Source organism: Streptomyces sp. NPDC020489 (genome assembly GCF_044386545.1).
Lineage (GTDB): Bacteria > Actinomycetota > Actinomycetes > Streptomycetales > Streptomycetaceae > Streptomyces.
Window position 1 is genome coordinate 1 of record NZ_JBIRUZ010000029.1, and the last position, 23,941, is coordinate 23,941.

At 72.0% G+C, this 23,941-nt stretch carries 20 protein-coding genes and 1 pseudogene; 13 read left to right on the forward strand and 8 right to left on the reverse strand.

The window, feature by feature from the left end; translation table 11 throughout:
• Positions 1-160 precede the first annotated feature (160 nt).
• The 7 genes from ACH41F_RS41405 to ACH41F_RS41435 all read right to left on the reverse strand — a co-directional run bounded on the left by ACH41F_RS41405 (position 161) and on the right by ACH41F_RS41435 (position 8,432).
• Positions 161-1,015, reverse strand: coding sequence for a hypothetical protein (locus ACH41F_RS41405; RefSeq protein ID WP_391230622.1), 855 nt, complete (start codon positions 1,013-1,015; stop codon positions 161-163).
• A 25-nt stretch (positions 1,016-1,040) separates the two neighbouring features.
• Positions 1,041-1,901 carry a dTDP-4-dehydrorhamnose reductase gene (gene rfbD / locus ACH41F_RS41410; protein ID WP_391230620.1) on the reverse strand — a complete coding sequence of 287 codons (861 nt, stop codon included), beginning with the start codon at positions 1,899-1,901 and terminating at the stop codon, positions 1,041-1,043.
• Positions 1,898-2,878 carry a dTDP-glucose 4,6-dehydratase gene (gene rfbB, locus ACH41F_RS41415; protein ID WP_398839820.1) on the reverse strand — a complete coding sequence of 327 codons (981 nt, stop codon included), beginning with the start codon at positions 2,876-2,878 and terminating at the stop codon, positions 1,898-1,900. The genes rfbD and rfbB overlap by 4 nt, the downstream gene beginning before the upstream one ends.
• On the reverse strand, positions 2,875-3,942 hold the full coding sequence (locus ACH41F_RS41420; protein WP_398839821.1) for a glucose-1-phosphate thymidylyltransferase: 1,068 nt from the start codon (positions 3,940-3,942) through the stop codon (positions 2,875-2,877). Before ACH41F_RS41420 ends, rfbB begins: the two co-directional genes overlap by 4 nt.
• A gap of 140 nt (positions 3,943-4,082) precedes the next feature.
• On the reverse strand, positions 4,083-4,262 hold the full coding sequence (locus tag ACH41F_RS41425; protein WP_391230617.1) for a hypothetical protein: 180 nt from the start codon (positions 4,260-4,262) through the stop codon (positions 4,083-4,085).
• A 75-nt stretch (positions 4,263-4,337) separates the two neighbouring features.
• Positions 4,338-6,794, reverse strand: coding sequence for a SpoIIE family protein phosphatase (locus ACH41F_RS41430; RefSeq protein ID WP_391230616.1), 2,457 nt, complete (start codon positions 6,792-6,794; stop codon positions 4,338-4,340).
• Positions 6,795-7,088: 294 nt separating this feature from the next.
• On the reverse strand, positions 7,089-8,432 hold the full coding sequence (locus ACH41F_RS41435) for a S1 family peptidase (protein WP_398839822.1): 1,344 nt from the start codon (positions 8,430-8,432) through the stop codon (positions 7,089-7,091).
• A gap of 188 nt (positions 8,433-8,620) precedes the next feature.
• Between ACH41F_RS41435 and ACH41F_RS41440 the strand changes: the two genes are divergently transcribed.
• The 10 genes from ACH41F_RS41440 to ACH41F_RS41485 all read left to right on the forward strand — a co-directional run bounded on the left by ACH41F_RS41440 (position 8,621) and on the right by ACH41F_RS41485 (position 20,847).
• Positions 8,621-9,034, forward strand: a complete 414-nt coding sequence (locus ACH41F_RS41440; protein WP_391230614.1) for a hotdog domain-containing protein — start codon at positions 8,621-8,623, stop codon at positions 9,032-9,034.
• 445 nt (positions 9,035-9,479) lie between these two features.
• Positions 9,480-9,695, forward strand: a complete 216-nt coding sequence (locus ACH41F_RS41445; RefSeq protein WP_391230613.1) for a type A2 lantipeptide — start codon at positions 9,480-9,482, stop codon at positions 9,693-9,695.
• Positions 9,696-9,813: 118 nt separating this feature from the next.
• Positions 9,814-10,620, forward strand: coding sequence for an HlyD family efflux transporter periplasmic adaptor subunit (locus ACH41F_RS41450; RefSeq protein ID WP_398839823.1), 807 nt, complete (start codon positions 9,814-9,816; stop codon positions 10,618-10,620).
• Positions 10,617-12,839, forward strand: coding sequence for an NHLP family bacteriocin export ABC transporter peptidase/permease/ATPase subunit (locus tag ACH41F_RS41455; protein WP_391230611.1), 2,223 nt, complete (start codon positions 10,617-10,619; stop codon positions 12,837-12,839). The genes ACH41F_RS41450 and ACH41F_RS41455 overlap by 4 nt, the downstream gene beginning before the upstream one ends.
• A 1-nt stretch (position 12,840) precedes the next feature.
• Positions 12,841-15,657, forward strand: a complete 2,817-nt coding sequence (locus ACH41F_RS41460) for an NHLP bacteriocin export ABC transporter permease/ATPase subunit (protein ID WP_398839824.1) — start codon at positions 12,841-12,843, stop codon at positions 15,655-15,657.
• 202 nt (positions 15,658-15,859) lie between these two features.
• A complete protein-coding gene (locus ACH41F_RS41465; protein WP_391230609.1) occupies positions 15,860-17,365 on the forward strand; it encodes a DHA2 family efflux MFS transporter permease subunit in 1,506 nt (501 codons plus the stop codon).
• A 265-nt stretch (positions 17,366-17,630) separates the two neighbouring features.
• Entirely contained in the window at positions 17,631-18,638 is a 1,008-nt protein-coding gene (locus ACH41F_RS41470) for a Ppx/GppA family phosphatase (RefSeq protein WP_391230608.1), read from the forward strand.
• A gap of 263 nt (positions 18,639-18,901) precedes the next feature.
• A complete protein-coding gene (locus ACH41F_RS41475; protein WP_391230607.1) occupies positions 18,902-19,072 on the forward strand; it encodes a hypothetical protein in 171 nt (56 codons plus the stop codon).
• A 489-nt stretch (positions 19,073-19,561) separates the two neighbouring features.
• On the forward strand, positions 19,562-20,575 hold the full coding sequence (locus tag ACH41F_RS41480; RefSeq protein ID WP_398839825.1) for an iron-containing redox enzyme family protein: 1,014 nt from the start codon (positions 19,562-19,564) through the stop codon (positions 20,573-20,575).
• A 113-nt stretch (positions 20,576-20,688) separates the two neighbouring features.
• Positions 20,689-20,847, forward strand: a complete 159-nt coding sequence (locus tag ACH41F_RS41485) for a CDGSH iron-sulfur domain-containing protein (protein WP_398839826.1) — start codon at positions 20,689-20,691, stop codon at positions 20,845-20,847.
• A gap of 156 nt (positions 20,848-21,003) precedes the next feature.
• On the opposite strand, the gene ACH41F_RS41490 is transcribed toward ACH41F_RS41485, so the two are convergent.
• Positions 21,004-21,426 carry a protease inhibitor gene (locus tag ACH41F_RS41490; RefSeq protein WP_398839827.1) on the reverse strand — a complete coding sequence of 141 codons (423 nt, stop codon included), beginning with the start codon at positions 21,424-21,426 and terminating at the stop codon, positions 21,004-21,006.
• Between the two features lie 323 nt (positions 21,427-21,749).
• Here ACH41F_RS41490 and ACH41F_RS41495 point away from each other — a divergent pair, with 323 nt between their 5' ends.
• The 3 genes and pseudogenes from ACH41F_RS41495 to ACH41F_RS41505 all read left to right on the forward strand — a co-directional run.
• Positions 21,750-22,301: a hypothetical protein gene (locus ACH41F_RS41495; protein ID WP_391230602.1), complete on the forward strand. Its 552-nt coding sequence runs from the start codon at positions 21,750-21,752 to the stop codon at positions 22,299-22,301.
• A gap of 105 nt (positions 22,302-22,406) precedes the next feature.
• Positions 22,407-23,576 (forward strand): lactate 2-monooxygenase, encoded by a 1,170-nt coding sequence (locus tag ACH41F_RS41500; protein ID WP_398839828.1) that lies wholly within the window; start codon positions 22,407-22,409, stop codon positions 23,574-23,576.
• A pseudogene (locus tag ACH41F_RS41505) lies at positions 23,573-23,941 on the forward strand (phosphoglycerate dehydrogenase); the annotation flags it as partial. The gene ACH41F_RS41500 and the pseudogene ACH41F_RS41505, both read left to right, overlap by 4 nt.

A 23,941-nucleotide genomic window follows, 5' to 3' on the forward strand; every position in this document is an offset into this window, starting at 1 on the left:
CGGCCCCGGTCGACCGCGGCGTGCCCCCCCAACTCCGCGGGGCGGCCCCGCGCCCCCCCCCCGCCCCCCGCCCCCCCCCCCCCCCCGGGGGGGCCCCCCCCCGGGGGGGGCCGGCGGGGCGGGCCCCACCGCTGTGGTGCCGCGATCACGGCCCGGCGTCCTACGACGACGTCTTGGTCGTCTTGGCCGCGGTGCCGTAGCGGGCCTTGAGCGCCTGGCGCTTGTTGCTGCCCTCGGCGTTGACGCCCTTCTCGATGATCACGAGATTGTGGAAGAAGTGGATGCCGACGATGTTGCGGTCGGTGTACGTGGGCTTGTAGTCCTCGTCCACGAACTCCTCGTAGTTCAGCCCGTCCGTGAGCCGCTTGAGCAGGCCCATGCTGGTGTCCGGGGAGTCGAGGTCCTCGCTGCCCATCCACTCCGGCCAGTACGAGCTCTGGGTGTCCTCGACCACATAGATGCCACCGTCGCTGAGCAGCGGGAACAGGGTCTTGAACGTGGTGATGACATGGGGGCTGCGGTGGCTGCCGTCGTCGATGATGACGTCGAGCTTGCCGATCTTCCCGGCGATGGAGAGCAGCGAGTCGGGGTCGGACTGGTCGCCGATGTAGGTGGTGATCCGGTCCTCGTCCACGAAGGACTTGTCCTGGATGTCGACACCGTGGATCTGCGCGTTGGGGAAGAACGCCTTCCACATCCGCAGCGAGGCCCCGCCCTGACCGGCCCGGGCGTAACCGCCGATGCCGATCTCCAGCAGGTTGAACTCCTTGTTCTTCAGGTGCTGGAGGTAGCGCTGGTAGTGCTTGGCGTACTTGTGGGCGCCCCACTTGTCGGTCTTGTAGTGCGCGGCCAGCTTGCACAGGTCGTCGGAGATCGCGGCGACACCCGTGGGGGCCTGCGGCTTGGGCTTCGGCTGGGGGCCGACCGTCCGCTGCTTGACCTTGCGCAGGGTCTCCCAGCCACGCTCACCGACGACGGGTTTGACGGCCTTCTTCACGGCCGACTTGATCGACATGCTCCCAAATCTCCCTCTGTGATGGTCACGCCAGGGACGGGAAGGCCGCGGTCAGCGCCTCCCGCCAGTCTCGGATGGGGGCGAGGCCCGCCTGCTCCCAGCGCGCGTGGCCCAGGGCGCTGTAGGCGGGGCGGGGGGCGGGCCGGGGGAAGGCCGCGCTGTCCACCGGCCGCACCCGGTCGGGGTCGGCGCCGAGGTGGCGGAACACCTCGCGGGCCAGTGCGTACCAGGTGGTCTCGCCGGAGCTGGTGGCGTGGAAGACCCCGTTGACGTCCCGGCCGAGCCGGGGGCCGAGGTCGGCGATGCGGGTCGCCACGTCGGCGCTCCAGGTGGGTTGGCCGCGCTGGTCGTCGACGACGTCGAGCGTGTCGCGGGTGCCCTCCAGCGCGATCATGGTGCTGACGAAATTGCGGCCGTGGGCGCCGTAGAGCCAGGCGGTGCGCAGGACGGCGGCGGCGTCGGGGAGTTCCTCCAGGACGGCCTGCTCACCGGCCAGCTTGGTACGGCCGTAGGCGGTGCGGGGGGCCGGGGGGTGGTCCTCCGCGTACGGGGTGTCACGGGCGTCGCCGGAGAAGACGTAGTCGGTGGAGACGTGGACCAGCCTCGACCCCTGGGCCGCACACGCGCGCGCGAGGTGGCGCGGGCCGTCGCCGTTGATGCGCAGGGCCTGCTTCTCGTCGCTCTCGGCGTCGTCGACGGCCGTGTACGCCGCGCAGTTGACCACGAGGTCGGGACGGTGACCGGCGAGGGCGGCGTCGACGGCGTCGGGGTCGGTGATGTCCAGCGCGGCACGGTCCAGGGCGATCACCTGCTCGCCGCGGCGGGTCAGCTCCTCGACCGTGTCCCGGCCGAGCATGCCGCCGGCCCCGGTGACCAGCCACCTCATCCGCGCTCCTGGGCGACGCGTCGCTTCAGCGGCTCCCACCAGGAACGGTTCTCCCGGTACCAGGCGACGGTCTCGGCGAGGCCGGTCGCGAAGTCGCGCCGCGGCTGGTAGCCGAGCTCGGTGTGGATCTTGGTCCAGTCGACGGAGTAGCGCAGGTCGTGGCCCTTGCGGTCCTCGACGTACTCGACCATGTCCCAGTCGGCGCCGCTCGCTTCGAGGAGCAGCCCGGTCAGTTCCTTGTTGCTGAGCTCGGTGCCGCCGCCGATGTTGTACACCTCGCCGGCCCGGCCCCCGGTGCGCACCAGGTCGACGCCCTGGCAGTGGTCGTCGACGTGCAGCCAGTCGCGGACGTTGCGCCCGTCGCCGTAGAGGGGGACCTTCAGGCCGTCGAGCAGGTTGGTGATGAAGAGCGGGATGACCTTCTCGGGGAACTGGTGGTGCCCGTAGTTGTTGGAGCAGCGGGTGACGCGGACGTCCAGGCCGTGGGTGCGGTGATAGGCCAGGGCGAGCAGGTCGGAGGAGGCCTTGGAGGCGGAGTACGGCGAGTTGGGCTGGAGCGGGTGGGTCTCGGGCCAGGAGCCGTGCTCGATGGAGCCGTAGACCTCGTCGGTGGAGACGTGGACGAACGGGCCCGTGCCGTGTCGGAGAGCCGCGTCCAGCAGGGTCTGGGTGCCGACCACGTTCGTCATCACGAAGTCGGTCGCACCCGCGATGGAGCGGTCCACATGGGACTCGGCGGCGAAGTGCACGACCTGGTCGGCGTCGGCCATGAGCTTGTCGACCAGTTCGGCGTCGCGGATGTCGCCCTGCACGAACTCCAGCCGGGGGTGGTCGAGTTCGAGGTTGTCCAGGGTGCCCGCGTAGGTGAGCTTGTCCAGCACGGTGATCCGGGGCGCGTCGGGGCCCTGCTCGGCGAGGAGTCTGCGCACGTACTGGGAGCCGATGAAGCCGGCGGCGCCGGTGACGAGGAGATTCATGAGTGGATCTGCACCTTGCTGTGGTCTCCGAGCACGAGGCGGTGGGCACTGGGCGCGCCGGTCGAAGGGGTCACTTCGACGTGGCGCCCGATGAGGGAGGACTCTATACGCCTCACGCCCTGGATCGAGGAGTCCCTGAGGACGATCGAGAACTCCAACTCGCTGTCCTCGATCCGGCAGTTCTCCGCGACGGAGGTGAAGGGGCCCACGTAGGAGTCGCTGACGACGGTCCCGGCGCCGATGATCACCGGGCCGACGATCCGGGAGCGCGTGATCCGCGCGCCCTCCTCGACGACCACCCGGCCGACCAGTTCGGAGACGTCGTCGACCGTGCCGTCCATGCGGTGCTCGACGGTCTCCAGGACCGTGCGGTTGACCTCCAGCATGTCGACGACGTTGCCGGTGTCCTTCCAGTACCCCTGGATGACGGTGGAACGGACGTCGGCGCGGACGTCGATGAGCTGCTGGATGGCGTGGGTGATCTCCAACTCGCCGCGCCAGGACGGCTCGATGGCGCGGACGGCCTCATGGATCGCGGGGGTGAACAGATACACGCCGACCAGGGCGAGGTCGCTCTTGGGGGACTCGGGCTTCTCCTCGAGTCCGATGACCTGGCCCGCGGCGTCGAGTTCGGCGACACCGAAGGAGCGCGGGTCGGGCACGTGGGTGAGCAGGATCTGGGCGTCGGGCCGGTTGCCGCGGAACTCCTCGACGAGGGCGGAGATGCCGCCGACGATGAAGTTGTCGCCGAGGTACATCACGAAGTCGTCGTCGCCGAGGAAGTCACGTGCGATCAGCACCGCGTGGGCCAGTCCGAGCGGCCGCTCCTGCGGGATGTAGGTGACCTCCAGACCGAACTTCGAGCCGTCGCCGACCGCTTCCTCGATCTCGGCGGCGGTGTCACCGACGACCACCCCGACTTCGGTGATCCCGGCGGCCGCGATGGACTCCAGGCCGTAGAACAGGACGGGTTTGTTGGCCACGGGAACGAGTTGCTTGGCCGATGTGTGAGTGATCGGCCGCAATCGCGTACCGGCGCCACCAGACAGGACAAGAGCCTTCATTTGGTTCACCTTAGTCTGGTCCGCCGGTAACGGATCGTTCGCGATATGGCTTGCATCGTACGAAAGCCCGTGGTGACACGGGGTCTATTCGATCAACTCGCGATGTGTTCGGTCAGTTCCCGGTGCACTCGTACGAGTGGTCAGTCCTCACCCCGTACGATGTTGCCCTCCGTGGACGGGCGGACGACGGCCGAGCCGTCGGTCTCCGCGACGGCCGGGACGCAGGTCCGCAGGCCGGCGCGCTCACGCAGCCGGCGGGCGCGGGCCCAGCCTGTCTCGGGTCGGCGGGTGACGGACGTGTCAAGAGTGTGGGCGGTCACGGCGGCTCATCTTCCTTCTGCATCGCGGCGGGAGTGCTCGACGCCTCCGGGTACCCCGTCGGCGCCGTCCGGCACTCACCGCTCCAGCGAGATCTCGCTCCAGACCTGCTTGCCGCCGCTGACCGGGACCGTCCCCCAGGTGTCCGACATCGCCTCGACCAGAAGGATGCCGCGCCCACCGGTCGCCTCCCAGCCGATGCTGGTCGCCTTCGCCGGGGTGCGCGGCGAGGAGTCGGCGACCGCGATCCGCAGCCGGTGGTTGAGCAGGGTGAGGTCGAGACGGACCCGGCCGTCGGTGTGCACCAGGGCGTTGGTCACGAGTTCGGAGACGATGAGCAGCGCGGCGTCCACGGTGTCGACCGGCGCGCCCCACGCGCGCAGGGTGCGCCGGGTGAAGCGCCGGGCGTGCCCCACGGCCTGCGGGACCCGCCACACCGTCCAGCTCTCGCGCTGCGGGCGGGAGGCCATCCCGTCGTAGCGGACCAGCAGCAGGGCGACGTCGTCGCTGCGGCGGGCGTTGCCGAGCAGGGCGTCGGCGACGAGCCCGAGGTGCGCGGGGTCGGAGACGGACAGTTCGTGGGCGAAGCGGTCCATGCCCTGGTCGATGTCGGCGTCGACGGACTCCACCAGGCCGTCCGTGGTCAGGGCGATGATCGTGCCGGGCCGCAGCCGCAGCGGCGTCATGGGGAAGTCGGCCTGCGTGACCACGCCGAGCGGCGGACCGCCGTCGGCCTCGGCGATCTCGGCGCGGCCGTCCGGGTGACGCAGCACGGGCGGGAGGTGCCCGGCGCGCACGCACCAGGCGGTGCCCTCCTCCATGTCGACGTCGACGTAGGCGCAGGTGGCGAAGAGGTCGCTCTCCATGTCCATGAGGAGCCGGTTGGCATGCGAGACGACCACGTCCGGCGGGTGCCCCTCCACGGCGTAGGCGCGCAGGGCGGTGCGCATCTGGCCCATCAGGGTGGCGGCGGCCGCGCTGTGGCCCTGGACGTCGCCGATGACGAGGGCCACGTGGTTGTCGGGCAGCGGGATCACGTCGTACCAGTCGCCACCCAGCTCCAGCCCGGCGGTGCTCGGCAGATAGCGGGCGACGGCGACCGCGCCGGGCAGCTTGGGCAGCCGGCGCGGAAGCAGCTGGCGCTGGAGCATGCCGACGAGTTCGTGCTCGGCGTCGAAGGCGTGGGCGCGCATCAGGGCCTGCCCCGCGAGACCGGCGGAGGCCGTGAGCAGGGCACGCTCGTCGGGGCCGAAGTCGTGCGGGGTGTCCCAGCCGATGAGACAGGCGCCCGCCATCCGGCCCGCGCCGGGCAGCGGCAGCACGGCGAGGCCACCCGGACCGACCTCGGCGAGGGCGGGTTCCAGGGCGGTGCCGGCGGGCCAGATCTGGGCGCGTCCCTCGCTCAGCGCGGCGGCCAGGGTGGGCATGGCGCGCACCGGCGCGTCCGGCCACTCGGTGCGCCACTCCAGGCGCCACAGCTCGGGCCAGGACTCCGGTTCCGGCGGGTCGAGGACGGTGACGACGAGCCGGTCGCCCTCCAGCTCGGCGAGCGCGATGCGATCGGCCCGGAGCGGCTTGCGCAGGGCGGCGACGACGGCCTGGCTGACGTCGCGGACGGTGCCGGCGGTGGCGAGGGCCGCGGCCAGGCGCTGGACGCGGGCCACGTCGGTGACGTCGGAGCGCAGCGTGGAGGCGTCGGCGACGGTGCCGACCAGGCGGGCGGGCTGCCCCTCGGCGCCCGGCAGAATGCGGCCGCGCAGCCTGAGCCACTTGGGTGGTCCGGTGGGCTGAAGGACCCGGAACTCCAGCTCGCGGTCGCCGATGGACATGTGGTCGGCCTCGACGACCGACATCAGGGCGGGCAGGTCCTCGGGCACGGTCCGCGCCAGCAGGGTCTCGACGCGCCCGTCGAAGTCGCCCGGGGCCATGCGGAACAGCCCCAGGATGTCGTCGCCGACCTCGACGCGTCCGGTGTCCATGGCGAGGCTGAAGGCGTTGGCCCTCAGCTCCTCGCCCTCGGCGGCCCGGGCCGGGACCGACCAGGAGACGGCGTCGGCGAGGCGTTCGAGGCAGGCGCGGTCGTCGGCGTCGAAGCCGTCCGGACGCTCGCTCACGGCGACGAGACAGCCCCCGCCGCCGTCCCCGCGGACGGGCAGGGCCGCCAGACTGAAGTCCCCCGGCGCCACGCGCCGCGACCCGGCGGACCCGGCGAGCTCCTCGGGGCCGAGCCAGGCGGCCTTGCCGGTGCGGTGGACGTCGGCGACCGGGGTGCCGCCCGCGAGGGGATAGCCGTCGCGCAGGCCGTACAGGGTGCGCGGGACCCCGACCGACTCCGTCAGGCACAGCAGCTCGCGGTCCCGGCTGGACCGGTAGACGGCGGCGAAGGAGGCGTGGGCGAAGACGAGCACCTGTTCCAGGAGGCGGCGCAGCCGTTCGGGCGAGCCGGGATCGGCCGTGACCGCTCTGAGGGCAACTTCGGCACGCGGCGATCCCGTTCCGCGTCCCGCAACGCCCTCACTGACCACGTCCGCCATTACAGCGCTTATCAGACACCTGCGCAGCCCCTGGGACCGTTCCGTGGAGCGGCTGCGGCGACCGCGCTCGAAACCCATCGAACAAGCGTCCGGCGGGAGGGAGCCGGGCGGCGCCTGAACGAGGCCGCGCGGCGTGGGACCCCCGAGGATCGGCACACGGCGCCCTCCCCGGAGCCATAGGTGGTGACCCGCGCCGCGGTGGATGACGGGGTTCTTCCGGTGCCGGCGCACGAACGGTCCGGCCCTCCCGCCGGAGGGCCGGACCGTGTCCGTGTGGCGCTGGTGGCGCGTGGGTCAGTGGGTCTCGGTCAGACCGCTGGAGCCGTCCTCGGCGCCCGCGCCGGCGTCCTCGCCACCGACGTCCTGGCCACCAACGTCCTGGCCACCGGCTTCCTCGCCGCCGACCTCCTGACCGCCGACCTCCTCACCGGCCCCGGCCTCCTCGCCCGCGCCCGCCTCGTCACCGGCGCCCGCACCGGCCTCGTCACCCGCGCCGGCCTCCTGGCCGCCGCCCGCCGCGTCGCCCGCGCCGAGTGTCGCGCCGACCGCTTCCAGCGCGGTGGTGACGGGCTGGAAGAAGGTCTCGCCGCCGACCGTGCAGTCGCCGCTGCCGCCGGAGGTCAGGCCGATGGCCAGACCGTCCTGGGTGAACAGCGAGCCGCCGCTGTCGCCGGGCTCGGCGCAGACGTTGGTCTGGATGAGCCCGGTGACGGTGCCCTCCGGGTAGTTCACGGTGGCGTCGAGTCCGAGGACCTGGCCGTCGGCGAGCCCGGTGGTGCTGCCCATCCGGAACACCTGGAGCCCGACCTCGGCGTCCGCCGCCTGGGAGATCTGCACGGTCTGCTCGCCGACGTCGACCTCGCTCGGCGCGACGGTCGCCGGGTCGTCGTACTTCACGAGCGCGAAGTCTCCGGCACCGGGGAACGTGGCCTGGTCGACGGTGGCGATCGGCTGGCCCCCCTGCGCGTCCGACCACTGCTCCGCCGCGACCCCGCAGTGACCGGCGGTCAGGAAGGCGGGGGTGCCGTCGCCCGCGGTGACGTTGAAGCCGGCCGAGCAGCGCGCTCCGCCGGCGAAGATGGCGTCGCCGCCGGAGAGGAAGGTCTTGAAGGTGCCGGCCGACTTCTTGATGGTCGCCATGCCGGAACCGAGCGTCTGCACGGTCGACTCCAGCTGGTCCCACTTGCCGCCGGTGACCGTGCTGTCGGCGGTGACCAGGATCTTGTTGGTCCTGGGGTCGACGGCCCACGCGGTGCCGGGAATGGTCGCCTTGGCCTTGAGCGTCTGCGCGCCGGCCGCGAGCTCGTCGAGGCTGTTGTCGACCTCGCGTATCTTCGCGCCGGTCTTCTTCGCCTGGACGATCACGTTGTTGTTGTCGCCGGACACGACGTTGACGACGAGCTGCTTCTGGTTCGCGTCGTAGTACGAGCCCGCGAACGCCTCACCGAGCAGGTCCTCGAGCTGCGAGGCGAGATCCGAGGCGTCGGACGCCTTCAGTGTCTTCGGGGCGGCGGCCTGGCCGGAGGCGCCGTCCTGGGAGGCGTTCGCGTGGGGAAGGAGAATCGCGGCCGCTCCCAGCGCCACCACGCCGCCCGCTGCGATCGCGGCCTTGCGCTTCGGAATTCGCTTGTGACTCAAACTTCTCGACCTCCTGGAGGACGGGGTCAGTGCCGCCGGTCGTCGGCGGCTCGTCGGGGCGCCTGGATGGCAGTGGGTACGCAGGAGGTACGTGGGGCGTTCAATTCCGTTTGCGGGCAATCTCTTTGCGCGGCCGTGAATCGGCCAGGGGTCGCGTCCGGCGGTCCGGGAGCGGGAACACTCCCCCCATGACGATGACCACCGCCGAAGCCGACAAGATCCTCGCCGACAACTTCGCCCCCTGGGTCCTCGATCTCGGCCTGTCGGTCGAGGCCGTGGGCGAGCATCGCGCCACCCTGCGTCTTCCCTGGTCGGACCGGCTGTCGCGGGAGGGCGGGGCACTGTCGGGGCAGGCGTTGATGGCCGCCGCCGACACCGCCACCGTGATCGCGGTGTCGGCGGCGCGGGGCGCCTACGGGCCGATGACGACCGTGCAGCAGTCGACGTCCTTCCAACGCGCGGTGTCGGGTTCCGATGTCCTGATCGAGGCGGTCGTCACCAAGGTGGGCCGGCGCATGGCGTTCGCGGACATCACGATGACGGACGCGCAGTCGGGCGACCTCGCGGCCCGTGCGAGCACGGTCTACGCGCTCCTGGGCTGACACGGTCCGCGATCGGTCGACGACGGTCCGTCCCGAACTCCCCGCCGAATCCCGGCTTCAGGGAATCTGCACATCCCATGCGCAACGAAGTCACCGCGCACGGGCCTTCTGCACAGCCCTGCGCAACTCGCGTACGCCATTGGGGCGGGAGTGTCGGATTCGCCGTCCGGGGCGCGCGGGAGAGTGCGCACGGATGACGTGGCGGGTGTGAAGAACTCGCCACCCAGACGTGCGCACTCCTGCACGGTTCGGCACGGGTGAGGCGCAAGTTGCCTGGTGGGACGGGTGGTTGATTGGAAGGGCGCGGTCGGCGCGTGCTTTGATCCATCGCACCGCAGGCCGCACAGGGCTTCCGGAGACGGGCGTCCGGCGCCTGCGGTCGCGGCCGTCCCCCAGGGGGCACCGCTCCCCCCTCGCGAATATCCATATGAAGGGAAGTTCCATCATGAACTCCACCCCCCAGGTTGAGACCGTCGAGATCTCCGACGCCGAGCTCGACAACGTCTCCGGTGGCCTCCAGCTGAACGCCCTGGGCACCGTCACCGGCCTGGTGGACGGCGTTGCCCCGGTCTCCGGCCTGGTCAACACGGTCGTCGGCACCGTCGAGGGTGTCACCGGCCTGAACACGGCCCCGGTCACCAACCTGGTCGCCGGTCTCTGATCGCACCTCGTGCCCTTGGGTCCCGGAGCCGCTCCCCGGCTCCGGGACTCTCGGACGTCGTCACACAACCGGCTCGGGTGAGCCGGTCCCCTGTCGTTTTCAGGTGAGGGAAAGTTCCGTGCAGTTCCGCCAACAGGCCCTCGCCAAGCTCCAGTCGCCCGAAGACCTCGACCTTCCGGTGCGTTTCGCCCGCCCCCAGGGCTGGCTCGCCCTCTCCGTGACGGTGGTCGTCATCGCCGCCGCGTCCGTGTGGGCGGTGACCGGTTCGGTCGCCTCCACCGTGAGCGCGCCCGCGATCCTCACCCACGGGCAGGGCAGTTACCTGCTCCAGAGCCCCGTGGCCGGACAGGTCACCGCGGTCCTCGCCGAGGAGGGCGAGCGGCTGCCGGCCGACTCCCCGGTGCTGAAGGTCCGTACCGCCAAGGGCGACACCGTCGTCCGCTCGGTCGCCGCGGGCCGGGTGACCGCGCTGGCCGCGACCATCGGGCAGATCATCCAGACCGGGGCGAACGTCGCCGCCGTCGAGAAGGTCGCCCACGCCAAGGACCCGCTGTACGCCACCGTGTACGTCCCCGCCGAGAACGCGGCCTCCATACCCGCGCACGCCGCCGTGGACATCACCGTCTCCTCGGTGCCCACGCAGGAGTTCGGCGTGCTGCGCGGACAGGTGGCGTCGGTGGACCGCTCGGCCCAGTCGGCGCAGTCGATCGCCGCGTTCCTCGGGGACTCCCAGCTGGGCGAGCAGTTCACCGAGGACGGCAGGCCGGTCGCCGTCACCGTGCGGCTCGACCGGTCCTCCGGCACGAAGAGCGGCTACCGGTGGTCCTCCAAGGACGGGCCGCCCTTCGCCCTCACCTCCATGACCCTCGCCAGGGGTTCGATCCGGCTGGCCGACCAGCGCCCCGTCGATTGGCTGCTGCCGTGAGCACCGCACAGGACACCCGCGGCAGACGCCGCGCCGCCCCGCCCAAGCGCCCGGTCCCCAAGGGTCGGGCGAAGACCGTCCGCACGCCCACCGTCCTTCAGATGGAGGCCGTGGAGTGCGGTGCCGCCTCGCTCGCGATGGTGCTGGGCCACTTCGGCAAGCACGTCCCGCTGGAGGAACTGCGCATCGCCTGCGGCGTCTCCCGGGACGGCTCGCGGGCGAGCAACCTGCTGAAGGCGGCGCGCAGTTACGGGCTGACCGCCAAGGGCATGCAGATGGACACGGCCGCCCTCGCCGAGGTGCGGACGCCGGCCGTGCTGTTCTGGGAGTTCAACCACTACGTCGTCTACGACGGCATGGGCCGCCGCTTCGGCCGCCGCGGGGTCCACATCAACGACCCCGGCAAGGGCCGCCGGTTCGTGCCGATGGAGGACTTCGACTCCAGCTTCACCGGCGTCGTGCTGATCATGGAGCCGGGGGACGGCTTCACCAGGGGCGGGCGCAAACCGGGTGTGCTCGGCGCGATGCCGGCCCGGCTGCGCGGTACCGCGGGCACGCTGCCCGCGGCGGTGCTGGCGAGCCTGCTCCTCGTCCTGGTCGGCGCGGCGGTGCCCGCGCTCAGCCGTACCTACATCGACATGTTCCTGATCGGCGGGCAGACCTCCCTGCTCGGCGTGCTGTTCGCGTCGATGGGCGCCTGCGTCCTGCTCACCCTGGTGCTGACCTGGCTCCAGCAGGCGAACCTGCTGCGCGGCCGCATCATCTCCTCCACCCTCTCCAGCGCCCGCTTCCTGCGCCATCTGCTGCGGCTGCCGGTGACGTTCTTCTCCCAGCGCAGCCCCGCGGACCTGGTCCAGCGCCTCCAGTCGAACGACGCGGTGGCCGAGACGCTGGCCCGCGACCTCGCCGCGGCGGGCGTGGACGCGGTGGTCGTGGTCCTCTACGCGGTGCTGCTCTACACCTACGACCCGCAGCTCACGTTCGTCGGCATCGGTGTCGCCCTGCTCAACATCGTCGCCATGCGGGTCGTCATCCGGCTGCGCGCCACGCGTACCGCGAAGCTGCGCGCGGACAGCGCCCGGCTCACCAACACCGCCTACACGGGCCTTCAGTTGATCGAGACGATGAAGGCGACCGGCGGCGAGGACGGCTACTTCCGCAAGTGGGCCGGCCAGCACGCCACCACCCTGGAGGAGCAGCAGCGGCTCGGGGTGCCGAGCGCCTGGCTGGGGGTGGTCGCGCCGACGCTGGCCTCCCTCAACAGCGCTCTGATCCTGTGGATCGGCGGCATGCGCGCGGTCCAGGGCGGTATCTCGGTCGGCCTGCTGGTCGCCTTCCAGGCCCTGGTCACCCGCTTCACGGCCCCGATCACCCGCCTCAACGGTGTCGCCGGCCGCATCCAGGACTTCGCCGCGGACGTGGCCCGGCTGAAGGACGTGGAGAACTTCCGGGCCGACCCGCTCTACGACCGCCCCGGCGCCGGGGACTCCACACGCCGGCTGCACGGCCATGTCGAGCTGCAGAACATCACCTTCGGCTACAACCCCCTCGACAAGCCCCTGTTGACCGGGTTCGACCTCACCGTCGGGCCGGGCCGGCAGGTCGCCCTCGTCGGCGGTTCGGGCAGCGGCAAGTCCACCGTCTCCCGGCTGATCTCGGGCCTGTACGAGCCCTGGGAGGGAGTCATCCGGATCGACGGACAGCGTCTGGAGGACATCCCGCGCGGCGCGCTCGCCTCCTCGGTCTCCTTCGTCGACCAGGACGTCTTCCTCTTCGAGGGCTCGGTGCGCGACAACGTGGCGCTGTGGGACCCCTCCATCCCGGACGAGGCGGTCGAGGACGCGCTCCGGGACGCGGCCCTCTACGACGTCGTGATGCGCCGCCCGGGCGGCATCCGCAGCCGGGTCGAGCAGGACGGCCGGAACTTCTCCGGCGGCCAGCGTCAACGGCTGGAGATCGCGCGGGCGTTGGTACGCCGGCCCAGCATCCTCGTCCTCGACGAGGTGACGAGCGCGCTGGACGCGGAGACCGAGCTGACGGTGATGGACAACCTGCGCCGGCGCGGCTGTGCCTGTGTGGTGATCGCGCACCGGCTGAGCACCGTGCGCGACAGCGACGAGATCGTCGTGCTCCAGCACGGCACGATCGTGGAACGCGGGCGGCACGAGGAGCTGGTGGCGCTCGGCGGTGCCTACGCGGCTCTGGTCAGGGAGCGTTGAGATGACGACCGCACACGAGGGGGACGTCGTCCTCGGCGCCCTCGGGACCCTGGGCACCGCCGTCGACTGCTCCGGCGTCACCCGCCTGGACCTCGAAGGACCGCAGGTGCTGTGGCTGGTGGCCGCCGGCGCGATGGACCTCTTCGCGGTGGACGCCGAACAGCAGGGTCACTGGCACCACTTGGGCCGCCTGGAGGCGGGGTCCCTGATCCTCGGTCCCGTCCCCGGCCCTCAGCACACCCTGGTCGCCCGACCGCTCAGGGACTGCGTCGTCCACCGCATCGGACTGCGCGAGCTGCACCAGCCCGCCCCCACCCAGACCTGGTCCTACGACGCGTACGGCAACCCCCAGTACGTGCCGCCGACGACCAGCCCGCTGGAGTACGCCCTCGCCCTCGGTGTCGGCCGCAGCCTCTCCATCCTCTTCCAGGCGCCGATGGCCACCGAGCGGGCCGCCGCCGTGACCGACGACGACGTGTTCTGGATGCAGGTGCCGCCGGGCAGCGTGCAGTACGGCTCGCTGTACGGCGCCGAGGCCGCCGCCGACCTGCTGATGGACCCGGCGGTCTGGCAGTCCATGGTCGACCAGCAGTACCGGCTGCTGACCACGCTGGACCGCTGGATCGAGCAGCTGGAGCGAAGCCACGAGACACGTGCCGCCGAGGGCATCAAGGCCGGCGAGGAGGTCCGCGCCCAGGCCGACCGGACGCTGCTGGCGTCGATCGGCAAGGCGTCGGGCAAGCGCACGACGGCCGCCGACGCGGACGCCTCGTACGCGGCGTGCAAGCTGGTCGCCGAGGCGGCCGGGATCCGGCTCGCCGACCCGGCGCAGAGCGGCACCGGCGGCGACCGGTTGGATCCCGTCGAGCAGATCGCGCTCGCCTCCCGCGTCCGGGCCCGGGCCGTGCGGCTGGACGGCGCCTGGTGGCGGGACGACGTCGGTCCGCTGGTGGGCCATCGGGCCCTGTCCGGTGCCCCGGTGGCGTTGTTGTGGCGGCGAGGCGGCTATGTGGCGGTGCATCCGGCGACGGGACGTGAGACCCCGATCGAGAAGGCGAACGCGGAGGAGTTCGAGCCGCGGGCCGTCATGTTCTACCGGCCGCTGCCCGAGCGTCCGCTCGGTCCGCTCGGGCTGCTGCGGTTCAGCATGCGCGGCATGGGCGGGGACGTGACGAACCTGCTGCTGAGCGGGTTGGTGACCGTCGCGATCGGGGCGATCGTGCCGATCGCGACCGGCAAGGTGCTCGGCGAGTTCGTGCCGAAGGCGCAGACCGATCTGATCGTGCAGGTCTGTCTCGCGGTGATGGTCAGCAGTCTCGTGGCGGCGGCCTTCATGCTGCTTCAGAACCTGACCATCCTGCGCCTGGAGGGCCGTATCGAGGCCACGCTCCAACCGGCGGTGTGGGACCGCCTGTTGAGGCTGCCGACGAAGTTCTTCACCGAGCGGTCCACCGGCGAGCTGGCGAGCGCGGCGATGGGCATCAGCTCGATCCGCCGGCTGCTGGCGGGCGTCGGACCGGTCGTCGCCCAGTCGGTGACCGTGGGCGCGATGAACCTGGGGCTGCTGTTCTGGTACAGCGTGCCGATGGCGCTCGCGGCGATCGGCATGCTCGTGGTCATCGCGGGGATGTTCCTGGGGCTCGGCCTGTGGCAGGTGCGCTGGCAGCGGCGCCTGGTGGTGCTCGGCAACAAGCTCAACAACCAGGCGTTCCAGACCCTGCGCGGACTGCCGAAGCTCCGGGTCGCGGCGGCCGAGAACTACGCGTACGCGGCCTGGGCGGGGCAGTTCGCGCGCAGCCGTGAACTCCAGCAGAAGGTGGGGCGGATCAAGAACCTCACCACCGTGATGGGCGCCGTCTACCTGCCGATCTGCACGCTGCTGATGTTCATGCTGCTGGCGGGTCCGGCGCGCGGGTCGATGTCGGCGGCGGAATTCCTCACCTTCAACACCTCGGTGACGATGGTGCTGACCTCCGTGACCCAGCTGACCGGCTCCTTCGTCTCGGCGGTGGGTGCGCTGCCGCTCTTCGAGGAGATCAAGCCGGTCCTGGACGCCGCTCCCGAGGTGCGCACCGCCACCACCCGCCCCGGCCCGCTGTCCGGCGCCATCGAGGCGCGCAGGCTCTCCTTCCGGTACGCCGACGACGGTCCCCTCGTCCTGGACGACGTGTCCTTCGAGGTGCGGCCGGGCGAGTTCGTGGCGATCGTCGGTCCGAGCGGCTGCGGCAAGTCGACCCTGCTCAGGCTGCTGATCGGCTTCGACCCGCCGGTCTCGGGCAGTGTGCTGTACGACGGTCAGGACCTCGCGGCGCTCGACCAGTCGGCGGTGCGCCGGCAGTGCGGGGTGGTGCTCCAGCACGCGCAGCCGTTCAACGGCTCGATCATGGACGTCATCTGCGGCACCGAGCCGTTCACGCCGGAGGAGGTGATGGCGGCGGCGCAGATGGCGGGGCTCGCCGAGGACATCCAGCGGATGCCGATGGGCCTGCACACGATCGTCTCGGGCAGCGGCGCGGTCTCCGGCGGCCAGCGGCAGCGCCTCATGATCGCGCAGGCGTTGATCCGACGGCCCCGCATCCTGTTCTTCGACGAGGCGACCAGCGCCCTCGACAACGAGACCCAGCGCCGGGTGATCGAGTCCACCAAGGCCCTCGACGCCACCCGGATCGTCATCGCGCACCGTCTGTCTACGGTGCTGGACGCCGACCGCGTGATCGTCATGGAGGACGGCAGGATCGCCCAGCAGGGCCCGCCCGCGCAGTTGCTCGCGGACACCGGCGGGCGGCTGCACGAGCTGGTGCGGCGGCAGCTGACCTGACCGGCCCGGGCGCCGCACGAGCTGGTGCGGCGGCAGCTGCCCTGACCGGCCCGGGCCGCCGAACGTGCCGCTCGTCACACTCGCCCTCCTCCCCCAACGAAACGTTGCCGTTTCGCTGGAAGTCGCCTAGCCTCGATGTGTACGAAACCGTTTCGTTTACGGTTTGGCAAAATCCGGACGACTTCCCTGGAGTGGTTCTTCCATGGCTCAGAAGACCCTTACCGAGAGCGCCGGCCCCGGCGCGGTCGAGGCGCCGCCCGAGGCCTCCTCCCCCAAGAAGTGGTGGATCCTCGCGGTCATCGCCCTCGCTCAGCTGATGGTGGTCCTGGACGCCACCATCGTGAACATCGCCCTTCCCTCGGCCCAGGCCGACCTCGGGTTCTCCGACGGCAATCGGCAGTGGATCGTCACCGCGTACGCGCTGGCCTTCGCCTCCCTGCTGCTGCTCGGGGGTCGGATCGCCGACCTCTTCGGCCGCAAGCCGGCCTTTCTGATCGGCGTCGTCGGCTTCGCCGCGGTCTCCGCGCTCGGCGGCGCGGCCACCAACTTCGAGATGCTGGTCACCGCCCGCGCCCTCCAGGGCGCCTTCGGAGCCCTCCTCGCGCCCGCCGCGCTCTCGCTGCTCAACACGACCTTCACCGACGCCAAGGAGCGCGCCAAGGCCTTCAGCGTCTACGGCGCCATCGCCGGCGCCGGCGGTGCGGTCGGCCTGCTGCTCGGTGGCGTCCTCACCGACGCCCTCGACTGGCGCTGGACGCTCTACGTCAACGTCGCCATCGCCGTGGTCGCCTTCGCCGGCGGCTGGGTGCTGCTGAACAACCACCGCGACGCCGCCAACTCCAAGCTGGACGTCCCCGGCACGATCCTGGTCGCCGCCGGTCTGTTCTCCCTGGTCTACGGCTTCTCCAACGCCGAGACGCACGACTGGGGCTCCCCTGAGACCTGGGGCTTCCTGATCGCCGGCGGTGTCCTCCTGGCCGCCTTCACCTGGTGGCAGACCAAGGCCGCGCACCCGCTGCTGCCGCTGCGCATCCTGGGCGACCGCAACCGGGCGGCCTCGTTCGTGGCGGTGCTGATCTCCGGCGCGGGCATGTTCGGCGTGTTCCTCTTCCTCACCTACTACCTCCAGCTGAACCTGGGCTTCAGCCCGACCAAGACCGGCGTCGCCTTCCTGCCGATGGTCGCCGCGCTGATGGTGCTGGCTCAGCTCGGCACGACCGTGCTGGTGCCGCGGATCGGCCCGAAGACCGTCGTCCCGCTGGGCTTCGCGATCTCCGTGGCCGGCATGGCCTGGCTGACCGGGATCGGCAACGACTCCGCCTACCTCACCGCCGTGCTGCCCCAGCTGATCATCATCGGCGCCGGTCTCGGCCTGGTCATGCCGGCGGCCATGCAGCTGGCCACCGGCGGGGTCGCGGCCGAGGACGCGGGCGTCGCCTCCGCCACGGTCAACGCCATGCAACAGGTGGGCGGTTCGATCGGTACGGCGCTGCTGAACACGCTGGCCGCGAGCGCCGCGACCGACTACCTGGCCGGCAAGGACGCGACCGACAAGCTGGTCCAGGCGCAGGCCACCATCGAGAGCTACACCACCGCCTTCTGGTGGTCGGCGGGCTTCTTCGCCGCCGGCGCCCTGATCGCCTTCCTGCTCTACCGGCGCGGGGTGCCGGAGCAGGACGCGGACGCCGCACCCGTCGTCCACATGTGACCGCACGACCCGAAGGGGCCACCGTCATCAGGGAGACGGCGGCCCCTTCGCGCTGCCACTGTGCCCGCACGCGCGCACCAGCGACAGGCTTCGCACCACGGCCGCCTCCGGACCGGCCCCGGGCGCCGGTGGCACGAAGAGCCCCCTGTTCAGCGGCTGTTTCGCCGCGGAGTACGCGCGCTACGAGCGTGCCGCGCCTGGCCGGTTCCCGCACGCGACGCCCGGGCGTGGTGAGGGAGGGCCCTCCAGCGGGTACCCAGGGGGGATGCGAATCAGCGTGGTGGATGTGGGGTCGAACACGGTCCGGTTGGTGGTGGCGGACCTGGAGGGCGGGGTGCCGTTGCCGGTGCACACCGCGAAATGGCGCCTCAGGCTGTCCGAACAGGTCACGCCGGGCGGCCCCTTGCCCCACGAGGCCGTCGAACGGCTCGTCGAGGCGGTGGGCGAGGCGGCCAGAACCGCGGCGAGATGGGGCGCCACGGCGCCGCTGGCCTTCGCGACGACCGTGGTGCGCAACGCACCCAACCGGCATGAGGTGCTGCGCGCGGTGCGCACGCGCACGGGGGTGGAGTTGTGCACGCTGCCGGGCGAGGTGGAGGCCGAACTCACCTTTCTCGCGGCGCGCCGCTGGATGGGCTGGCGCTCGGGGCCACTGGCCCTGCTCGACATCGGTGGCGGCTCGCTCGAAGTGGCCTTCGGGCGGGGCCGGTTGCCGGACTTCGTGGCCTCGCTGCCGCTCGGTGCGGGACGGCTGACGCATGAGTTCTTCGACGGCCAGGACCCGCCGTCGCCGGAGTCGGTACGGGCACTGCGCCGCCGGGTGCGCCACCAACTGCGGGACGTCGCGGCCCGGATCCGCTGGGAGGGACCCCGCACGGCGGTGGTGACCTCCCGCACCTTCCAACAGCTGGGACGGCTGTGCGGGGCCCCGCCGGGGCGGCACGGGCCCTTCATGGAACGCCAGTTGCACAGACGCGACCTGCGGCAGGCGATCCTCCGGCTCTCCGAACTCCCCACCGCCCAGCGCTCCCTGCTCCCCGGCATCTCCGCGCCGCGCGCCTCCCAGAGCCTCGCCGGGGCGGTGGTCGGGCACACCGCGCTGAAGCTGACCGGCATCAAGACGGTCACCCTCTGCCCATGGGCGATCCGCGAGGGGGTACTGCTCCGACACATCGAGGACGGCCCTTCCTGGTGGGCGGAGATCGCCCGCCAGGCCGAGGAGCCCCCCGCCCAGGAGCCGGTACCCCTGCGCATCGCGACCGCACGCGGCTGAACCGACGGCGGACGGCCCTGCGGCACGCGGGACAGGACGGCCGGGCGGGGAAGCCGGGGAGGAAAACCGGCCCGGCGGGGCACCCGGAACCCACGGCTGTCAGCGGGGCAGCCGAGAAGCCACGGCCCGGCAGGGCGCGCGGGAAGCGCCACCCCGGGGACCCCCGGGAAGGCACGGCCCCGTGGGGCACCCGAAAGACCGCGGCCCCGCCGGGCACCGCAAGAACGCTGCCCAGCGGGGCGGCCGAGAAAGGAGACACCGCCATGACCGAGTCCGACGAGGGCAAGCACACCGAGACCGCCGCGGAGGAGGTCCGCCGGGAGGCCGAGGAGGCGGCGCGGCGGACCCCGGACTCCGAGAAGCAGCACCGGGGCGAGGCCGCCGACGCCCTCACCCCCAACGCGGACGCCCAGGAGCAGTCCGAGGGCGACTGACGGCACGACGTGCGCGACGGGCCCGGCGGCACCCCCGACCGGGCCCGCGCCACGCCGTACGGCCGACGGGCCGGGGACATCCGGCGCCACGGCCCGTTCGTCGGTCCCCGGCCGACCCCGGTACGCGGTCGACGGCCAGGCTTGCAGGCGCCCGCCCCGAGCCGGTCACCGGGCCTCCGTGCCCACCTCGATGCCCATGTCCGTCCGGCACGCCGACCACAAAGGCCAGGACGCCCCGTCCCACACCCATGACCGGGCACCCGCCGATCCCGCCCCGAGCAGTCACCGGGCCTGCGCCCACCTCGACGGCCACGCCCTCCCCGCACCGAGACCACTCAGGCCAGGGCACCCCGCCCCACAGACCACAGGGACCAGGACGCCCCGCCCCACGCCCGTGACCGGCCCCCTTCGCCCCCGCCCCGGGCCTCCCCCCTCACCGCCGACCCCACCAGGGCGGATGACCCCGTTCCAGCCGGGTACCCGGGCCGCATGGCAAAGGATCACGAAGGACCACGTATGCCGCCCGCCCGGGGCCCGGTCTCCGCGGCCGTGGTGGAGTATCTGCTGGGCTCCGGCCCGCTGCCGGGCGACGACGAGACCGCGCGCGCGGACGTCTACGGCGACGATCTCCAGCTGGCCCTCTACCTCTGCTACGAGCTGCACTACCGCGGCCTCGCGGGCGTCGCGCCGGACGCCGAGTGGGACCCGGACCTGCTGCGCACCCGGGCCGCGCTGGAGCACCGCTTCCTGACGGCGCTGCGCGCGGACACCACCGTGCACGACAGTGTGGACGACGCCCTCGGGGCCCTGCTGGTGGAGCCCGTCGACGGCACCGGCGTCAGTCACTACCTGCGCGACGAGGGCGAGCTGTGGCAGCTGCGCGAGTACGCCGCCCAGCGCTCGCTGTACCACCTCAAGGAGGCCGACCCGCACGCCTGGGTGCTGCCCCGGCTGTGGGGGCGAGCCAAGGCGGCCATGGCGGCGGTGGAGTTCGACGAGTACGGCGGAGGCCGCCCGGACCGGGTGCACGCCCAGCTGTTCGCGGACCTGATGACCGACCTGCGCCTGGACACGACGTACGGGCACTATCTGGACGCCGCCTGCGCGGAGGTCCTGGCGACGGTGAACCTGATGTCGCTCTTCGGGCTGCACCGGTCCCTGCGCGGGGCCCTGGTCGGGCACTTCGCGGCGGTGGAGGTCACGTCCTCGCCCGGTTCCCGGCGGATGGCTGAGGCCATGCGCCGCACGGGTGCCGGACCGGCCGCCGAGCACTTCTACGACGAGCACGTCGAGGCCGACGCCGTGCACGAGCAGGTGGTGCGCCACGACGTGATCGGCGGTCTGCTCGCCGAGGAGCCCCATCTGGCGGCCGACGTGGCCTTCGGCATCGACGCCACCGAACACGTCGAGGGCCGCCTCGCGGCCCGCCTGCTGGCGGACTGGCGCTCGGGCCGGTCCTCGCTGCGGACACCGCTCGACGCGGAGGCTTCCCTTGTCCCCTGAATGCCGGGGTACTCCGGGTAACAGGACCTTGGTACCGCCGAGAACCGAGAGCAACGAGGAGTTGGTGGTGACCCGTGCCGAACCCGTCCGCTGAATCGCCCTGCCGCGTCAGGATGGAACGCCGCGGCCCCCTGCTGGTCGAAGGCCCGGTCGAGGTCGAGCTGGAGGACGGCACAACCGTCCGCTCCGACCGCTTCAAGGTGGCCCTGTGCACCTGCCGCCGCAGCCGCCGCTACCCCTGGTGCGACACCAGCCACCGCGACCGGGCGTAGGGCCTGTCGCCGCGGCACGAACGATTCGAAGGCCGGCCGGGCGGCCCCACTCCGCCCGGCCGGCCCCCGTACGAGATCGCGGGGACGTCCGCGTCAGGGCCCGCGCTCCCCAGCCACGAGCCGCTGTCCGTGCGCGGTGACCCAGCGATCCCGGTCCTAGAAGGCGAAGAGGCTGACCCCGTGGGTGCTCTTCACGCACTCGTTGGCGAAGGTCCGCTCGTAGGAGACCCGCTTGCCCTGCCAGACACCGTCGACGGTGACGACCACCGGGTCGTACTCCTTGGTGCACATCACGTCGTCCGGGACCTCGAGCGCGTCGAAGTCCCCGCCCGCGCCGCGCAGTTCGGCGCACGCGGCGGCCGGCGCGGGGTGGGTGCCCGACGGCCTCGGGGCGCAGGACAGCGTGACGGCGCGGGCCGGGGTGGCCAGGGCCGCGTCCTCGCCGTGGCCCACCGTGAGGACCAGGGCCGAGGGGGCGTAGAGCGAGGCGGGGGCGGCGAGGGCGGTCCCGGTGAGGGGGCCGCAGACGGCGGTGGCCGTCAGAGTGAGACTCGCTGCCCAGCGCGCGGTGTTCCGCATTGTGTGCATCCTTCCGCTGATACGGGGGTGGTGCCGGCCCGACGCGATCGGTGTCGAACCAGCGAGCCGGAGTCTGCCGACTCCGCGAGCGAATCTCACATCGACCCCCTGTGTTTCAGTAACCTTGTGTGTTGAATCAGTGGCGCGAAGTCACGTGAATCGAACATGCCGACGCCGGAACCAGGCGGTTCTTGATCGTTCCAACCGACCGAATGGCCGGTTCACACCCCTTGGGCAATCGGCCTGAAACATTCCGGTTGAGCTCTCGGCGGACCCCCGTACATCCCCTTGTGTTCATGGTCCCGTGGCGTAATGGTCATTACATGATTACGACTGAGCAGCGAGAGAAGCTGCGCGGCTGGTTCACCGGCCGCCTGCCCGAGGACCTCTTCGAGGAGCTGGCCGAACTGACGGTCGACCGCGAGGAGATCACCGTGATCGGCCGCATCCCCGCCCCCCGGCTCACCGAGGGCGTCTCGGCGGGCGAACGGGACGCGGCCGTGCAGGGCCGTATCCAGGAGTTCCGCGAGCGCACCCGCGAGACCCGCGTCGAGGTGGCCCTCGAGGCCGAGCACCGGTTCCGCCGCAAGGTGTCCTGGGGTGTGGAGTGCGACGGGGAGCGCGCCCTGTTCACGCACGTGGCCGCGCCCGTCATGACCCGGCTGCGACAGCCGGAGCGCCAGGTCCTGGACACCCTCATCGCGGGCGGGGTGGCGCGCAGCCGCAGCGACGCGCTCGCCTGGTGCGTGCGCCTGGTCCAGCAGCACACCGACGACTGGCTCACCGAACTGCGCGAGTCCCTCGAACACGTCCAGCGGGTGCGGGCGCAGGGCCCCGACACGGCAACGGACGACACCTCCACGGGCACCGCGTGAGGGACATCGGCGGACCGAGGCCGACCCTGGTGTTCTGACCGGCGCCTACTCGCCAGTATCGTCGCAGCGCAACGCGTTCTCAGCGACGAGAGGCGGGACGTACGGATGGCGAAGCACTGGGCCGACTTCCAGTACGAGATCTATCTCAACGGCATGTCCGGCGCCGTCCCCCGGCTGCCCACCGACCTCACGCGGCTGGAGGGGCTCACCGAGCAGCGGCTCGGCCCCGGCCCGGTCGGGTACGTGGCGGGCAGCGCCGGTGACGGCAGCACCGCCCGCGCCAACCGGGCGGCTCTCCGGCGGCGCCGGATCGTGCCGCGGATGCTGCGGGACGTACGCGAACGGGATCTGTCGGTCGACGTGCTGGGCCGCACCCTGCCCGCCCCGCTGGCCCTGGCCCCGGTCGGGGTGCTGTCGATCATGCACCCGGGTGCCGAGCCGGCCGCCGCCCGGGCCGCCGCCGCTCAGGGCGTGCCGTTCGTCCTGTCCTCGGCGTCCAGCACACCGATGGAGCAGGTCGCCCAGGCGATGGGGGACGCCGAGCGCTGGTTCCAGCTGTACTGGCCGCGGGACCCCGAGGTGGCGCTGAGCTTCCTCCGCCGGGCGAAGGCGGCCGGGTTCACCGCGCTCGTCGTCACCCTGGACACCCCGTTGCTGGCCTGGCGGCCGCGTGATCTCGATCAGGCGTACCTCCCGTTCCTGCGCGGGGTGGGCACCGCCAACTACTTCTCCGACCCGGCGTTCCAGGCGGGCCTGGCCAAGCCGGTGGCCGAGGATCCCGACGCGGCCGTGATGCACTTCGTGGGCATGTTCGCGGACCCCGGCAAGACCTGGCCGGACCTGGCGTTCCTGCGGGAGAACTGGGACGGGCCGATCGTGCTCAAGGGCGTCCTGCACCCGGACGACGCCCGGGCGGCCGCCGACGCCGGGATGGACGGTGTGGTGGTCTCCAACCACGGTGGCCGGCAGGTCGCGGGGTCGGTGGCGGCGGCCGACGCGCTGCCGCGGGTCGTCGAGGCGGTGGGCGACCGGCTGACGGTCCTGTTCGACAGCGGGATCCGCACCGGCGACGACGTGTTCAAGGCCCTCGCGCTCGGCGCCCGGGCGGTACTGGTCGGACGGCCGTACGTGTACGGGCTGGGCCTGGACGGACAGTCCGGCGTCGAGCACGTGATCCGCTGTCTGCTCGCCGAACTCGACCTCACCCTCGCCCTGTCCGGGCACTCCTCCCCCACCACCGTCGGTCCCGCCGACCTGATCGAGGACGCCGTATGACGAAGAACGTGCTGGCCGTCGTCGCGCCGCACGTGGGCGGTCGGGCCGGCGGTGCGGGGCTCGCCAGGCTGCTCCCGGCCGAGGCGCACGTCACCGTCATGGAGGCGGTCGACGAGGACCCGGCGGCGTTGCGCGCCCCACATGTGATCATCACCGCGCTCGCCCCGGTCACGGCCCAACACGTCGCCGCGGCCGAGGCGTTGGAGCTGGTGCAGTGCGCGAGCCACGGCTTCGACTACGTCGACGTGGCCGCCGTACGGGCCCGGGGCGCTAGGGCGTGTTGTGAAAGTGGCCTCGTCGCCCGGAGGGCGGCCGCGCGGCGTTCGGTGCGTGCTCTCGGCGTGCCGCCCGGAAGCCCTCGTACT

What these genes read in the sequence shown, in the direction of transcription:
- ACH41F_RS41405 (WP_391230622.1), bottom strand. Translation starts at nt 1,015, where the DNA reads ATGTCGATCAAGTCGGCCGTGAAGAAGGCCGTCAAACCCGTCGTCGGT.
- rfbB (WP_398839820.1), bottom strand. Translation starts at nt 2,878, where the DNA reads ATGAATCTCCTCGTCACCGGCGCCGCCGGCTTCATCGGCTCCCAGTAC.
- ACH41F_RS41465 (WP_391230609.1), top strand. Translation starts at nt 15,860, where the DNA reads ATGGCTCAGAAGACCCTTACCGAGAGCGCCGGCCCCGGCGCGGTCGAG.
- ACH41F_RS41500 (WP_398839828.1), top strand. Translation starts at nt 22,407, where the DNA reads ATGGCGAAGCACTGGGCCGACTTCCAGTACGAGATCTATCTCAACGGC.
- ACH41F_RS41460 (WP_398839824.1), top strand. Translation starts at nt 12,841, where the DNA reads ATGACGACCGCACACGAGGGGGACGTCGTCCTCGGCGCCCTCGGGACC.
- ACH41F_RS41445 (WP_391230613.1), top strand. Translation starts at nt 9,480, where the DNA reads ATGAACTCCACCCCCCAGGTTGAGACCGTCGAGATCTCCGACGCCGAG.
- ACH41F_RS41480 (WP_398839825.1), top strand. Translation starts at nt 19,562, where the DNA reads ATGGCAAAGGATCACGAAGGACCACGTATGCCGCCCGCCCGGGGCCCG.
- ACH41F_RS41420 (WP_398839821.1), bottom strand. Translation starts at nt 3,942, where the DNA reads ATGAAGGCTCTTGTCCTGTCTGGTGGCGCCGGTACGCGATTGCGGCCG.
- ACH41F_RS41470 (WP_391230608.1), top strand. Translation starts at nt 17,631, where the DNA reads ATGCGAATCAGCGTGGTGGATGTGGGGTCGAACACGGTCCGGTTGGTG.
- ACH41F_RS41490 (WP_398839827.1), bottom strand. Translation starts at nt 21,426, where the DNA reads ATGCGGAACACCGCGCGCTGGGCAGCGAGTCTCACTCTGACGGCCACC.
- ACH41F_RS41475 (WP_391230607.1), top strand. Translation starts at nt 18,902, where the DNA reads ATGACCGAGTCCGACGAGGGCAAGCACACCGAGACCGCCGCGGAGGAG.
- ACH41F_RS41430 (WP_391230616.1), bottom strand. Translation starts at nt 6,794, where the DNA reads ATGGCGGACGTGGTCAGTGAGGGCGTTGCGGGACGCGGAACGGGATCG.
- ACH41F_RS41485 (WP_398839826.1), top strand. Translation starts at nt 20,689, where the DNA reads ATGGAACGCCGCGGCCCCCTGCTGGTCGAAGGCCCGGTCGAGGTCGAG.
- ACH41F_RS41440 (WP_391230614.1), top strand. Translation starts at nt 8,621, where the DNA reads ATGACGATGACCACCGCCGAAGCCGACAAGATCCTCGCCGACAACTTC.
- rfbD (WP_391230620.1), bottom strand. Translation starts at nt 1,901, where the DNA reads ATGAGGTGGCTGGTCACCGGGGCCGGCGGCATGCTCGGCCGGGACACG.
- ACH41F_RS41495 (WP_391230602.1), top strand. Translation starts at nt 21,750, where the DNA reads ATGATTACGACTGAGCAGCGAGAGAAGCTGCGCGGCTGGTTCACCGGC.